The sequence below is a fragment of the Salicola sp. AFF1 genome (assembly GCF_056783195.1).
Genome location: NZ_JBXAYL010000021.1, coordinates 24682 through 38827, shown reverse-complemented (window position 1 = coordinate 38827; position 14146 = coordinate 24682). Strand labels below are relative to the sequence as shown.

12 protein-coding genes are annotated in these 14146 nt (G+C 64.3%); 4 read left to right on the top strand and 8 right to left on the bottom strand.

Translation table 11 applies throughout. The features are described from left to right. Positions 1 to 64: 64 nt before the first annotated feature. From AC1RQI_RS13190 to AC1RQI_RS13175, 4 genes are all read right to left on the bottom strand, one after another. Positions 65 to 2890 carry a DUF1631 family protein gene (locus AC1RQI_RS13190; protein ID WP_481905135.1) on the bottom strand — a complete coding sequence of 942 codons (2826 nt, stop codon included), beginning with the start codon at positions 2888 to 2890 and terminating at the stop codon, positions 65 to 67. A 93-nt stretch (positions 2891 to 2983) separates the two neighbouring features. Then, positions 2984 to 4291, bottom strand: a complete 1308-nt coding sequence (gene argA, locus AC1RQI_RS13185) for an amino-acid N-acetyltransferase (RefSeq protein ID WP_481905134.1) — start codon at positions 4289 to 4291, stop codon at positions 2984 to 2986. Next, the gene (gene argE / locus AC1RQI_RS13180; RefSeq protein WP_481905133.1) at positions 4284 to 5456 is read right to left on the bottom strand and encodes an acetylornithine deacetylase; all 1173 of its coding nucleotides are present in this window, start codon (positions 5454 to 5456) and stop codon (positions 4284 to 4286) included. The genes argA and argE overlap by 8 nt, the downstream gene beginning before the upstream one ends. Before the next feature lies 1 nt (position 5457). Continuing rightward, the gene (locus tag AC1RQI_RS13175) at positions 5458 to 6828 is read right to left on the bottom strand and encodes a hypothetical protein (RefSeq protein ID WP_481905132.1); all 1371 of its coding nucleotides are present in this window, start codon (positions 6826 to 6828) and stop codon (positions 5458 to 5460) included. Between the two features lie 182 nt (positions 6829 to 7010). On the opposite strand from AC1RQI_RS13175, the gene AC1RQI_RS13170 reads away from it, so the two are divergent. After that, on the top strand, positions 7011 to 7463 hold the full coding sequence (locus AC1RQI_RS13170; RefSeq protein WP_481905131.1) for a PilZ domain-containing protein: 453 nt from the start codon (positions 7011 to 7013) through the stop codon (positions 7461 to 7463). Here the strand turns inward: AC1RQI_RS13170 and argB are convergent. The 4 genes from argB to coaBC form a co-directional block, all read right to left on the bottom strand. Next, positions 7450 to 8346 carry an acetylglutamate kinase gene (gene argB, locus AC1RQI_RS13165; protein ID WP_481905130.1) on the bottom strand — a complete coding sequence of 299 codons (897 nt, stop codon included), beginning with the start codon at positions 8344 to 8346 and terminating at the stop codon, positions 7450 to 7452. The two genes, AC1RQI_RS13170 and argB, sit on opposite strands and share 14 nt — an antisense overlap. 20 nt (positions 8347 to 8366) lie before the next feature. Next, positions 8367 to 10985 (bottom strand): phosphomannomutase/phosphoglucomutase, encoded by a 2619-nt coding sequence (locus AC1RQI_RS13160; protein WP_481905129.1) that lies wholly within the window; start codon positions 10983 to 10985, stop codon positions 8367 to 8369. Positions 10986 to 11050: 65 nt separating this feature from the next. After that, positions 11051 to 11512 (bottom strand): dUTP diphosphatase, encoded by a 462-nt coding sequence (gene dut / locus AC1RQI_RS13155; RefSeq protein WP_416633177.1) that lies wholly within the window; start codon positions 11510 to 11512, stop codon positions 11051 to 11053. Positions 11513 to 11541: 29 nt separating this feature from the next. Then, positions 11542 to 12741, bottom strand: a complete 1200-nt coding sequence (coaBC, locus tag AC1RQI_RS13150; protein ID WP_481905128.1) for a bifunctional phosphopantothenoylcysteine decarboxylase/phosphopantothenate--cysteine ligase CoaBC — start codon at positions 12739 to 12741, stop codon at positions 11542 to 11544. Positions 12742 to 12885: 144 nt separating this feature from the next. Here coaBC and radC point away from each other — a divergent pair, with 144 nt between their 5' ends. The 3 genes from radC (at position 12886) to rpmG (ending at position 14127) form a co-directional block, all read left to right on the top strand. Beyond that, the gene (gene radC, locus AC1RQI_RS13145) at positions 12886 to 13560 is read left to right on the top strand and encodes a RadC family protein (RefSeq protein WP_481905127.1); all 675 of its coding nucleotides are present in this window, start codon (positions 12886 to 12888) and stop codon (positions 13558 to 13560) included. Between the two features lie 164 nt (positions 13561 to 13724). After that, positions 13725 to 13961 (top strand): 50S ribosomal protein L28, encoded by a 237-nt coding sequence (gene rpmB, locus AC1RQI_RS13140; protein ID WP_416633173.1) that lies wholly within the window; start codon positions 13725 to 13727, stop codon positions 13959 to 13961. Between the two features lie 10 nt (positions 13962 to 13971). Further along, positions 13972 to 14127: a 50S ribosomal protein L33 gene (gene rpmG, locus AC1RQI_RS13135; protein ID WP_416633172.1), complete on the top strand. Its 156-nt coding sequence runs from the start codon at positions 13972 to 13974 to the stop codon at positions 14125 to 14127. Positions 14128 to 14146 lie beyond the last annotated feature (19 nt).

Here is a 14146-nt window from a genome sequence, read left to right as displayed (position 1 = left end):
TGCGCTGGTATTCCCCCCATCGGGAATCCGCTATGGTGCACGGGGCACCCCCCGCTGACAAGCCTCAGTAGTGCAGCAGATGGGGCCGTGCAATGGCACTGCCCTGCGCATAGTCCACGCCCAGCTCACGCAGCCGCTCTATACGCTCCGGGCGGCTGATCGCGGAGGCAATCACCTCGGCCCCCATTTGGTGGGCCGCCGTTACAACCGCCCTTATCCTGGACTCATGACCCCCGCCATCCTCTTCAGGAACCCGGGGGCGCACCCGGACCAGGTCCACGGGCAGCCGCCTGATCAGCTGAGCCAGCCCGGCGCCCGTCTCGTCCGCATCCAGACAGACGCGACACCCCAGCTCGCGCACCTCGCGCATGAACAGCGCAACCTTGTTCGGATCCGCCAACGCATCGACTTCCGAGATACAGAACCAGAGACGTTCCACCGGACAGGGATGAATCCGGAACACTTCCTGTATGAAGCGCACCAGCCCAGGTTCGGTCAATGTATACCCAAGCACCGGGATCCCGAGCCCCGGGTTGGCTTCCGGCAACGCCTGCATGGGGCTGGAAAGGCAATCCAGAACCGACTGCATCAACCAATCATTGAGGTTCCTGGCGCCGGCGAAACGCTCCGCAAGCGGGATCAGCTCCCGGGCGGTCATCAGGTTGCCGTGCTCATCTGGCAACGTCAGCAGGAGCTCATACTGGGCCGCCATCCGGGTTGAGCCATGCAGCGGAATGAGCCGCTGCGCCTGCAGCACGAGTTCATCCTGGCGCAGCGCGCCGTTGCCCGCCAGCCTGTCCACCAGTTGGCGTATGTAGTGACTCCGTTCGGCGGGAACACTGGCAAAACGGAAGGCGGGCGGGTGTTCCAGCGACACCTGCCTGAGGGCCGCCTCCGCCAGGTGATACCACCGGGCCGCTGTCACGATCGCCGGATCACCCACGGCAACGCCGGCACAGACGTGATTGCCGGCTTCCGCGACCTGTGCATTGCAACGCTGCATCAGCAGCACCAGCCAGGGCTCAAGGCCCTCCCGCCGGCACCGGAACGCCAGTCGGCGAGCGCCGACCCGGCCGATCATATCGCCGCTGCCAAATTCCCGGCGCACTTCCGAGGCCACAGCAGACGCCTCCATGCCCCCATCCCACCCCAGGATCACCAGGGCATGTTTCCGGTCCAGTGGCGCATTGCACAGCGTGCGCTCAAGCCATCCCAGGAACGCCTCCCGATGAACCAGCCCCGTGTCGGCCTCGGTGATGGTCTCCTGGATGCGTTGTTCATAAAGGCGTTCCAGTAGCCGGCCTTGAGCTTCATCCACAAGGTAATGGTCCTGACGGGTCACCGGGATGAGGCGCCCTTCCGCCACTTCATGGGCCAGTTCGGCCAGGCTGAGGTCGTACTGCTTGCGCCCTGAGGGGGTCACCAGCACGAAACGTCCACGGCTGGCATTGGTCCAAGCCAGCCTCACCGGCGGTTGGCCATGGTGCTCATCAGTGAACCAGCTGCCCACGGGCAGTGCTTCCAGGCCCGGGCGCCACTGCTGCAAACGCTCGTCCTCTGTGGAGGTTTCTTCCGCCTGCGCAAACCCCTCACTCAGGCGCACACGCTCCTGTTCCCCGGTCTGATCCAGGCAGTTGCCGATCATGGCTTGGGCCGCCTCGAAGTCGCCCGGGTCGGTGCAAATGGCCTCAAGCCATTCACTGATGGCGTCGGTAGCGGTTGTTCCAGCGTGCTCATGGTGCGCCAGGAGCGCATCCAGGAGAGCCAGCGCTTTCTGCCAGGTGGGTCCGGCTGCGCCTTCATGCAGATGAAGCAGGACCAGCCGGTTGCGCCAGTCGTTTTCCACAAAGCGCAGTACCACGAGCGGAATCGGGGCTCCCAGCAACCGCTCATCCAGCGCCCTGTCCGTCGCGGCCTCCGCCTCCCGCAGACGTTCGCTGCCAGCCACCGCCTTGGTCACACGCCGCAGATTGCGCCGATGAACCTCATCGCGCTGCTGGAGTTCGCTCCCAAGGATCCGGGTCGCCTCGGTCAGCGCCTCTTCATCCAGAACCGGCGAGGACCGCAGTACGCGCAGCAGCGCCTCGGGCCAGGGCCCCGGGTTTTCATGGTCCGCTGTCTCGAGATCACCGAGCCGGTTCAAAAGGCGGCGCAACGGATGCCCGCTGCGGCTCAGCGCCTCCGGTGTCCGTTCCAGGCAGCGTTCAATCACTGGCATCAGCCATTCCAGCAATGCCCGGCCACGCCCCGTCATGCGCGGGCTTTCCGCCATGGCGCGGACCAGCCCCGGAATCAGCGCCGCGGGGAAAGCACTGCCATCCGCCTGGCCGGGATTATGAAGCTGGGCAACGGCTTCCTGGAGGGCAGGCCCGCTCCGGGTGTCCGGACGAAGATTGGCCGGTTCGATCAATGACGGCACGGGTGGAATCACGGCCTGTTGCACCGCCACCTCCGCCTGATGGCCACGGGTCCTTGCGGAGAGGGCTCGACTCGGGATCACATCTGGAGCCTGGTACTGATGGGAGGGGGCCAGACCGGCCTGGGCCAGCAGTGTCTCGAACCCCCTCAGGGCATCGTCGGCAAAGCGGATCACCAGAGCCCCGGGAGCGGAACGGATGACATAACCATGGATGGTCTGCCAGCGGTCTAGCCCTCCGTTGTGAAACTGGAGGCGGAGGGCATACCCGCCCGCATCCAGCCAGTGACGGACTGCGGGCTCGCGCGAGGCGGGATAGCGCACGGAAACCGCTTCCGAGGAGAAGTCGGTTACCTGGCAAAGCCAGGACAGGCCATGCGATGTCACCGCTCTTACAGCAAGGCGGATGTTGTGCCGGCGCGTATCCCGCCGTCCCGCGTTGCGGCTGAGCAGTCCTGCGTTGCCCCTTTCCATGAGGTTTCCCTGCATTTCCGATACCGGTAGCAGCGTACGGCGATACCACATGGACAGACCATTACGGGTTTCCGCATCACGGTAATCCGTAGTCTAGAGTTGTTTTACGAAAACCCGCGAGTTGCGGCCTGTATCATAGTCACGACGCTTTTCAGGCGGCAAAGCATCCGCCCCAACCGACGCAAAGCCGCGTTCCGCAAACCAGTGAGAGGTTTGAGTAGTGAGCACAAAGAGTTCACCAAGTCCTTCCGCACGGGCATAACGCTCAACCATCGCCAGCAGGCGGTCACCACGCCCGCCGCCCTGGTAATCCGGGCTCACGGCAAAACAGGCCAGCTCCATCATGGCGCTGGCGGGATAGGGGTAGAGCGCGGCGCAGCCGACCACCTGTCCGTCCCGTTCGTCCACCAGGAACCGGTCGATCTCGGTTTCGATCAGGTCCCGGGGCCGACTGACCAGGATGCCCCTGGCTTCCAGGGGCTGGATCAGTTCCTGGATGCCGTTGATGTCTTCCGGAGTGGCGATGCGGATGTGCTCATAATCGTCATCGGTCACGAGGGTACCGAGCCCATCAAGCGTGAAGAGCTCCTCCAGCAGGGCGCCTTCGCGCTCATAACTGATCACATGCGCACGGCGCACGTTGCGATCGCAGGCATTGGCTGCCGCCCCGAGGGCGGCAGCATCATCATCGTCCAGGCTGCCTGCGTTGAGCAGCTCCCGGGCCCGGGCAACGCTGAGCTCCCGGATAAGGCCGCCACAGGCATCCGGGATGCCGTTGCGGTTACTGAACAGAATCAGTTTATCCGCCTCCAGCGCTGCCGCGGCCTCGCCGGCCACTTCCTCGTGGGAAAGGTTGAAGGCATCCCCCGTGGCGGAATACCCCAACGGCGGCAGAAGCACCACCTGGCCAAGCGCCAGCTGTTCCTGAATACTGGCCGCGTCCACCCGGCGCACCCGTCCGGTATAGCCATGGTCTACCCCTTCAATAACGCCTATGGGGCGGGCGGTCAGCCAATTACCGCTGGCAACCCGGATCTGGGCCCCATGCATGGGCGAGTTGGCCAGTCCCATCGACAGACGGCTTTCAAGCAGCGCCCGGACCCGGCCCACGGCCTCGAGCACCAGCGGCAGCTGAGATTCCGTGGTCACCCGCAGTCCCCCCTGATAGCCCGAGGTTTCGCCCGCCTCGTACAGGCGCTGGTGGATCTGCGGACGCGCCCCAAAGGCCACCACCAGCCGTACCCCGAGACTCGCCAGCAGGGCCATGTCATGGATAATGGTGGTCAGGTTGGGATGGGCCAGCGCCTCGCCACCCAGGTTGATGACCACCACCTGTCCCCTGTGGGCATTGATGTAGGGGGCGGAATGACGAAACCAGTACAGCCAGTCGTGATCACTCACCCTGGGCTCCTCCCTTGCTACAGCATTGCTCGATCAGGCCGGTCAGTATAGTCACCATGGGCTCGATCTGGGAGAGGGCCAGGAACTCGTCCGGCTGATGGGCCTGATCAATGGAGCCCGGCCCCAGCACCAGGGTCTCCATGCCAAGCTGCTGCAGAAAGGGCGCTTCGGTGGCAAAGGCAACGCCTTCCGCCGCATGGCCGGTCAGGCGCTCACAGATGCCTGCCAGGCGGGCGCTGGCCGGTTCCTCGAAGGGCGGAACACCGTCAAACAGCGGCTCGAAGGTACAGCTCAGTTGCCGCTGCTCGGCCACCGGCTGCACCCGCTCGAGAATGCCCTGGCGCAGTGCGGCCGGATCCATTCCCGGCAGCGGACGCAGGTCAAAGTGAAGCTCGCACTCGCCACAGATGCGATTGGGGTTATCGCCCCCATGGATATGGCCCGGATTCAGGGTCGGGTACGCCACCCGGAACCCGGGATGACGGTGGTCGCGTTGCAGCTCGTCCCGGTACGCCAGGATCCGTCCCAGTGCCTCATTCATACCTTCCAGTGCATTCCGACCAAGCGCGGGATTGGAGGAATGGCCGGACTGGCCACGGAAAATGAGGCGCTCCATCATGATGCCCTTATGCATCCGGACGGGCCGCAATTCCGTGGGCTCGCCGATCAATGCGTGCCGGGCCTTGGGGCGCCCAGCCTCAATCAGGGCCCGGGCACCGCCCATGGCGCTCTCCTCGTCGGCCGTGGCCAGAATCACCAAGGGCGCCGCGAGCGCCTGATCGCGCATCCGCCAGGCCGCCTCCAGGGCCAGAGGAAAGAAACCTTTCATGTCGCAGGTGCCAAGGCCGTACCAGCGGTCCTGGTGCTCGGTCAGCGCGAACGGGTCACTTTGCCAGCGCTGATCATCAAACGGAACGGTGTCCGTATGGCCGGAGAGAACCAGCCCACCCGGGCCCTGGCCCTTGGTCGCGATGAGGTTGGACTTGCCCGGCGCCCCGGGCACCGGCATGGTTTCCACGCTGAACCCCAGATCGCCCAGCCATTGCGCCAACCGTGCCACCACCGCTTCATTGCTCTGGTCCCAGGCCGGGCTCACACTGCTGACGGAGGGCATGGCCACCAGCTCGCCCAGCATCGTCCGGATATCCGGAATCGGTCGTTGCATTCTACTTCTCCCGAGAGCCTGGTTCTGGCGGTATGGGGTGTATTTGACCAAGGTCCGGGTTCAGAAAATCATCCAGCCCCGGCGCACGTTCGCCATCGGAGACCGGACGACCCATATCATCAGCGCGCCGCCAGACCTCAAACTGTTCGATAGCCGTTACCTGGAACGGCGCCACCACTGTACCGCCCTCAAGCCTGCGCCGGATGTGCAGCTGGTCCCCTTCGCGCGCCACAAGCCGGCCCTCAATCCGTCGTCCCGAGCTCAGCTCCAAACGCACACGACGGTCGATCCAGGCACTGGCCCTTTCCGTATCCGACTCTCGGAATGCCGGCTCCGGCTTGGGCCCGTCCTCGGACACCAGGGGCGAACGCTCCGGCTCGGCGGACGGTTCCCGGGGTTCGCGCACGCTGAAACCAATACCCTCCAGCTCGTGATCGTTGTGGATGACCCGGAGCCCTGATTTCTGCTGCCATTGAGGCGCTGACGTGCCAGTGCCGGGCCATGCTTCTCCCTTCAACGCCCACTCGAGCGCCAACTCCCCCCCTTCAGCGAGCCAATCCCGGTAAAGCGACGTTGTGGCGCCGGTTGGAACCAGTCCCTGCTCCGCCATCCCGGCCGCCCAATTACGCGACGCACGGCGTACCCACTCCCCCACGGGCTCATCCTCGGCCGCCGCACAGAACGAGGAAAGGCGCCTCATCAGTCCGGCATCCCGGACGAGCAATCGCGCCTGCGTGGGCAACGCGGGCCGGGTCCAGTCGTCGGACAGGACCGGCAGCCGCAACGGCTGCGAACGCCAGTCCAGTGACAGACTCCCGAGACGCCCGGCATCCACCGCCGCATGGTAACGGTAGCCATCCGCCCCACTGCCACGATCCACGAGTTCCACGTCGCCACTGGCCCGGTCCACTCCCATGCGCAACAGGTCCGCGGGTGTCAGCGCCGGCTGTTTGCCGCAGCCGTGGAAATGCAGGGGGTGGCGCTTGAGCGACAGGGCGCGCTGGGTACGGGCCCAGGGTCGGAAAAGATCGGGTTCCACCACCAGCTCAAGGTTATCCACCTGCAGTTGCCAACGAGACGGCTGCTCGCCCCGCAGGAGCCACTTTGGCAGCGCCAGCAGCCCGGGTGCTTCAAGGATGACACGCTGCGCCTTGACCGGCCGCGTAATGTCAAACCAGTGCCACCGAACCCCCTGCAACATCACGTTGCCATCCCATGTCGGGCGGACCACATCCCAGCGAAGATTGCCCCACGGACTGACCGCCTGGCCCAACTCCTGGGCCGCAGACCGGGCCCCGTACCAGAGCGAGGCATAGAAGGCGCTCGCTCCGAGCAGCAACAGGATCACCAGGGCGCCTGTTAGTCTTTTCATAGTCGACCGTCCGGGGTCATGGCGTAGGACAAAACGTGATGAACATCCTATCGTACCTGATCCATGCGCGATAATGCGGCAACCATCGCACACACCGCAGCATGAGCCGGGCAAAACGTATGACATTCACTATAGTAGGGGTAAGAGGCAGAGGATAACTGCCGCGGGTTACAGGAGGCGCCATGAACGCGCACCAATATTCAGGCCGGACCTTTATCCGGCACCCCATCGATATGCCGATTGACGTGGAGCCTCGCCAGGGCGAACGGTACCGGGAAGAAATGCGCAACCTGAGCCTGGGTGGCGTGGCGTTCTCCTCGGAACAGCCCTGGGAAAAGGGCACTCCCGTACGCATTGGCATCAGTTGCTGTACACCCACTGCGAGCATGGACGGCCACGTCGCTTGGTGCGAGGCCTGCAGTGACCATTACGAAGTGGGGGTGGCCTTCGAGGACACAACGGACGCGTACCGGATGCGACTCGTTGAACAGGCCTGCCACATCCAGCAGTACCGCCTGGATCAGGTCATCCAGAAGGGGCGTTACCTGACCCTGGATCAGGCGGCCGCGGAGTGGATCCACCAGTATGCCCCCTACTTCGCGCCAGTGGATTCGGAAACGGTCAGGAGCGAGTAATCAGCGTTCCCACGCCCTCATCTGTGAAGATCTCCAGAAGGGTGGCATGAGCCACCCGACCATCAATGATGTGGGCCGAGGTCACCCCGCCTTTCACGGCATCCAGAGCGCACTGGATCTTGGGCAGCATGCCCCCCTGGATCGTGCCATCCGCAATCAGCTCATCCACCCTTTCAGCGCTCAGGCCGGTCAGAACCTCACCGTCTCCATCCTGAAGCCCCTCCACATTGGTCAGCAGAATCAGCTTCTCAGCCTGTAACGCCTCGGCCACATGGCCGGCGACGGAATCGGCATTGATGTTGTAGGCCGCGCCATCATCCCCCACGCCAATCGGCGCAATCACCGGGATCACGTCACTGGCAGTGAACATGTTGATGACGTCCGTGTTCACGGAGACAACTTCTCCCACATGCCCAATGTCCACAATCTCAGAACGGGTCACTTCCGGCGAGGGGTTCCGGACCTCCAGCTGGCGCGCCCGGATCAGTCCGGCATCCTTGCCCGTCAGGCCAATGGCCTTGCCGCCATGCTGGTTCATCAGCGAAACGATCTCCTTGTTCACGCGGCCACCCAGCACCATTTCGACCACATCCATGGTCTCGCTGTCGGTCACGCGCATGCCGTTCACGAACTCGGAGTGGATATCGAGCCGCTCCAGGAGATCCCCGATCTGGGGCCCACCGCCATGGACCACGATCGGATTGATGCCCACCAGCTTCATCAGGACCATGTCCCGCGCGAAGGTGTTCTTCAGCTCCTCGTTCTCCATGGCGTTGCCGCCGTACTTGACCACGATGGTCCTGCCGGTGAAACGCTGGATGTAAGGCAGCCCCCGGCTGAGTACCGAGGCCACCTGCATGGCCGTGTCACGATCCATGGTCATGGAATGCTCTGCTCCTGAAATCAGAATGGAACCTGCAGCGAGGGCTCCGCCTTCTGCAGCTGGTCACGGAAAACGCCCTGGATCCGTTCCAGTGCCTCGGCGTTCTGGGCCTCGAAGCGCAAAACGAGGTTGGGCGTGGTGTTGGAGGCACGGCACAGCCCCCAACCGTCCGGGTAATCCACACGCAGACCGTCAATGTCGGCAATGCTGGCCTCGCCGAAGTCACCACCGCTGGCCAGACGGTCGATGAGGGCGAACTTGTCCTCATCCGCAACCGCCACGTTGATCTCGGGGGTGCTTTCGTCCTCGGGGAACTCGGCAAAGATGGCATCCGCCTCGCGGTCCTCGATCCCCAGGATTTCCAGCAGTCGTGCCGCCGCATAGAGGCCATCATCAAAGCCGTACCAGCGCTCCCGGAAGAAGATGTGACCGCTCATCTCACCCGCAAGCAGCGCCCCCGTCTCCTTCATCTTGCCCTTGATCCAGGAGTGGCCGGTCTTCCACATGACGGGCCGGCCGCCGTACTCGTTCACTACCCCGGCAAGCCGGCGCGAACACTTCACGTCGTAGATGATGTCGGCGCCCGGGTTGCGGGAGACCACGTCACGCGCGAACAGCATCAACAGCCGGTCCGGCCATATGATCTTGCCACTGTTGGTGACCACGCCCAGGCGGTCACCATCGCCATCGAACGCGATGCCCAGGTCCGCGCCCTCCTTCTGCACCGTCTGGACCAGCGCCTCCAGGTTTTCCGGCTTGCCCGGATCCGGATGGTGGTTGGGGAAATCGCCATCCACATCGCAATACAGCGGGGTCACCTCACAACCCAGTTCCTGGATCAGCTCCGGGCCAAGCTCACCCGCGATCCCATTACCGGCATCCACGACCACCCGCAGTGGAGCGGCCACCGCCACATCGCCAGCGATGGTCTCGATATAGGCCTTGCGCACATCCCGCTCACTGCGCTGCCCCTGACCTTCCTCCAGCTGCCGGTTACGAATCCGGGCCAACAGAGCCTGGATGGCATCGCCCGCCAGGGTCTCGCCCCCAAGCATCATCTTGAGGCCGTTGTAGGCGGGGGGATTGTGGCTGCCAGTGATCATGACACCGGAGCCCGTCTCCAGATAATGGGTCGCAAAATACAGCACCGGTGTTGGTACCCGGCCGATACTGATCACGTCCACACCCGTTGCCAGGATGCCGCTTGCCAGGGCTTCGGCCAGTTCAGGGCTGGAATGGCGCCCGTCATAGCCAACGCAGATGCGGTTCTGGCGCCGCTGCAGCGCCTCGCTTCCTATGGCCCGGCCAATCGCCTCCACAATCTCCGGAGTCAGGCTCTCGCCCACAACACCCCGGATGTCATAAGCCCGGAAGATGGAATCCGGAACCTCCACTAGTGGCGTTGTGTCTTCTTCAATGCTCATGCTGTCCTCACTGCTGCCGCTGTTTTCAGGGCTGTCTCCAAGTCCAAGCACATCCTCGTCGCCGTTGAGCATGTCAATGTCGAGCGCATCATCCCCGAACAGCGGTTCGCTGTCACCACCAGCCTCTTCCTGCGCAGCCGGTGCGGCTCCGGTGGCGGACGACGTTGCCGGGGTGCCCGGCGACGCCGTGCCGGGCCCAGCCGAACGGCTCTCGCCATGGGCTGCCGCCGGGCGTTCCCGGGCCAGGCGCTGCAGGGTCTCCGCCAGGGCCCTCGCTGCGGGGATACGGAGTTCCGGGATTGCCACCCGTTCACCCGCCAGGGCTTTCTGGGCCCACTGGCTCAGCCCGGATACATCCTGCCGGAGTTGCTTCTGGAGTTGCCCGAAGACCGACCAGATCCCGCCTATGGTCAGCAAGGCCACAACGGCAAGCACCCCCCAGAATGCCACCGGCGAGATCAGTTGCGGCTCCCGGGAAGCCGGCACATAACGCACCGACCAGCCACTGACGGCCAGATCCCGCACCACGCCATCGCCCTGGGCGCTCCCCCGGGCGAAAACAGGCACCTCGCGCCCGTCCACCCGCTGGCGCAGCGTCACGCGCCCTGCCAGCTCCCCTGTAGCCGAGAACACCGGCGCCATGACCGAGTCATCAAAAATCGCCAACAGGCTACCGCCCTCCGAGCCGGCAACCGGCGCCGCAACCTGAACAAACCAGCTGCCATCACGCTGGAACGCATCCATACTGGGCTCACCAGAGCGTTCGGCCTGGCGCGCCAGATCGATACTGGCAAACCCCAGCTCCCAGCTCCGGCCTTCCGGCTGGCTGACATCCCCGGGCTCAAACAGGAACACGGCCTTTGCCGCCGGCAGCGTAGCCTGCAGCACGCGAGCGGTATCCTTCTGGTCACCACTGCCGGTAGCCGCCTCATGGGTGGATTCCTGAGCCGCAAAGCCGGCCACCACATCGTGGAGATAGCCCAGGTGCTGGTCGAAGCGGGATTTGAGCTCCTCAGTGCGCTCCCGGGCCTGGTCCTTGAGGACCTGATGCTCTGCCGGCGAGACCAGCAGGGCATTAAGCAGGACACCCGCCAGAGCCAGGCCGGCGACAACAACCAGCGACTGGAGCGCCGGCACCCGGAACAGCGGAAAAGCGCGGGCGCCGCCCGATTCGGATCCCGCCCCTGAGTCGGCCTTTCTGAGTCGGAATTTCATGGTGTTATCCTTGGATCTGGATGGGCTGTGAACGCCAGTATAGATGGCTGGCCGGGGATTGCATCCTATTGGCCGCCCGTGGAGCCGAAGCCTCCCTCGCCCCGCTCGGAGGCGCCGAATGACTCAACCACCCGGAAATCCGCCTGCACCACAGGCACCACCACGAACTGGGCGATGCGGTCCCCGGGGGCCACGGTGAAAGTGGTATGCCCCCGGTTCCAGCAGGAAACCATCAGTTCCCCCTGGTAATCCGAGTCGATCAACCCGACCAGGTTGCCCAGCACGATGCCGTGTTTATGGCCCAGCCCGGAGCGGGGCAGGATCATGCCCGCCAACCCTGGATCGGCGATGTGCACCGCCATCCCTGTTGGCAGCAGCTCGGTTTGGCCCGGCTCAAGCGTCAATGGCGCCTTGAGGCAGGCGCGCAGGTCCAGCCCGGCAGAGCCGGGCGTGGCGTAATCGGGCATGGGGATACTGTCGCCCAGTCGTTCGTCGAGCACCCGGACTTCAATGGACGGATTCGCCATAACAGGGAAGAACTCCTCTAGAGTTGGGATTAACGGTGTGTGGCACAGGCCAGGAAGAAACGCATCAGGTCCCTGGCCAGCTCGCGCTTCGGGCGCGCCTCGAACCGTTCACTGCCGCCCGCCCAGAACACCTCAACCGCATTACGGTCGCTGTTGAAGCCAAGGCCGGGCGCGGCGACGTCATTCGCCACGATCAGGTCCAGGCCCTTGCGGCTGAGCTTGTCCCGGGCGTAGTCGGCCAGGTCCCGCGTCTCGGCGGCGAAGCCAATGGTCAAAGGGCGCTGCTGCTGGCGTGCGGCCACGCCAGCCAGGATGTCCGGGTTCTCCACCAGCTCAATGGAGGGCGTTTCGCCTTCCGCCTGCTTCTTTATTTTCTGGTCGGCAGCCGCCAGCGGCCGATAATCCGCCACCGCCGCGGTGGCAATGAACCAGTCCGCACCGTTCGCAACCGCGCGGTCCACCCTGTCTTTCATCTCCAGGGCAGAGGTCACGTCAATGCGGGTCACTCCCGCTGGTGTGGGCTGTTCAACGGGGCCGGCCACCAGAGTGACCTCCGCCCCCTGTTGCGCCGCCGCTTCGGCCAATGCAAAGCCCATGCGACCGGAACTGTGGTTGGAGATGTAGCGCACCGGATCCAGCGCCTCCCGGGTGGGGCCAGCGGTCACCACCAGCTTGAGCCCGGCCAGCGGCTGCTCCGCCAGGTCAGCTACTGCCTGCACCAGCACGTCGGGCTCCAGCATACGCCCCGGTCCGGTATCACCACAGGCCTGGTCCCCGGCGTCAGGGCCCCATACCCGGAACTGCGGATCCTCCGCCAGCAGCGTCCGGTTACGCTGGGTACGCGCATTGCGCCACATCGCCTGATTCATGGCCGGCGCCAGCGCAATCGGGGCCTCGGTGGCAAGGCAGACCGTCGTCAGCAGGTCATCCGCCAGGCCGGTAGCCAGCTTGGCCAGGCTGTCCGCCGAGGCGGGAGCAATAAGCACCAGCTCCGCCCATTTGGCCAGCTCAATGTGCCCCATGCCGGCTTCCGCCTCCGGATCAAGCAGGCTCTCCCGCACCGGATGGCCACTCAGGGCCTGGAAGGTGAGCGGCTGCACAAAGGCACGGGCGCCACGGGTTATCACCACCTGCACCTCATGCCCCTGGCGTTGCAGCCCGCGCACCAGATCCGCGCTTTTGTAGGCGGCAATGCCACCGGTAACGCCGAGAAGAATCCGTTTACCCACTGTCGCCCCTGGGAACTGTTTTGATGCTAAAGATACCAGATCCCACCCCGGTATTGGCAGCCGGCCCTGCCAGCGCTAGACTTTGAGATACATCGCCATTAAGCGGTGCCCTGAAGGATCAGGCCCATCAGCGAAGGAGCCGCCATGTCACTGAAAAACCTCCCCGCCGCGGAACGCCCGCGGGAAAAGCTGCTGCACCACGGTCCCGACAGCCTCACCGACGCGGAACTGCTGGCCATCTTCCTGCGCACGGGCAGCGCCGGTCGCCCGGTCATGACACTGGCCCGAGAACTGCTCAGCGCCTTTGGCAGCCTGCGCGCCCTTACGGGGGCCTCGGCGGAGCGCTTCTGCCAGACGCCCGGGCTGGGTACCGCCAAGTACGCCCAGCTCCAGGCGGCTCTGACCATGACCCAGCGCGTGCTGGAATCACCGGTGATCAATGGCGAGCCCCTGACCTCGCCGGCAGCTACCCGGAGCTACCTGAAGACGAAACTGGTAACTCGCCACCACGAGGTCTTCGCGTGCCTGTTCCTGGACACCCGGCACCGGGTGATCCGGTATGAAGAGCTGTTCACCGGTACCATCGACGGCGCCGCCGTCTACCCCCGTGAGGTGGTCCGCCGCGCCCTGGAGACCAACGCGGCCGCCGTGATCCTGGCGCACAATCACCCCTCGGGCGTGGCCGAACCCAGCAGCGCGGACGTCACCCTCACGGAACGGCTGCGTTCCGCGCTGGGACTGATTGACGTGCGCGTACTGGACCACATGATCGTGGGCCATGATGAGGTGGCCTCCATGGCGGAAACGGGGCACCTCTGAGAACGAAAACCTTTGCGTCAGGCGGCCTTTTCTGGTATAAAACCGGCCTTTTCCGGGAGCGTCGGGCGCGAGCTGTCAGCGGATGCATGCAAAGGCGGCAGGGCACCACCGGGCGCGGGATTCGATTTCAATCATTATGACCAACGCTCAGTTGGAGGCCGAATATGTCCAGAATCTGTCAGGTGACCGGTAAGCGCACGGCCACCGGTAACAACGTTTCACACGCCATGAACCATCGCAAGCGGCGGTTTCTGCCCAACCTGCAGACCCACCGCTTCTGGGTGGAAAGCGAAAAGCGCTTTGTAAAACTGCGCGTTTCCACCAAGGGTCTGCGCACCATTGACAAGAAGGGTATCGAGACGGTCCTGAAAGACCTGCGTGCCCGCGGCGAGAAGGTCTGAGGAGACAACCATGCGCGAAAAGATCAAGCTGGCATCCAGCGCCGGCACGGGCCACTTCTACACCACAACGAAGAACAAGCGGAACACACCGGACAAGCTTGAGATCAAAAAGTACGATCCGGTTGTGCGTAAGCACGTTCCCTATCGGGAAACCAAGCTCAAGTAAGCCGGCTCCCGCGTGCCCC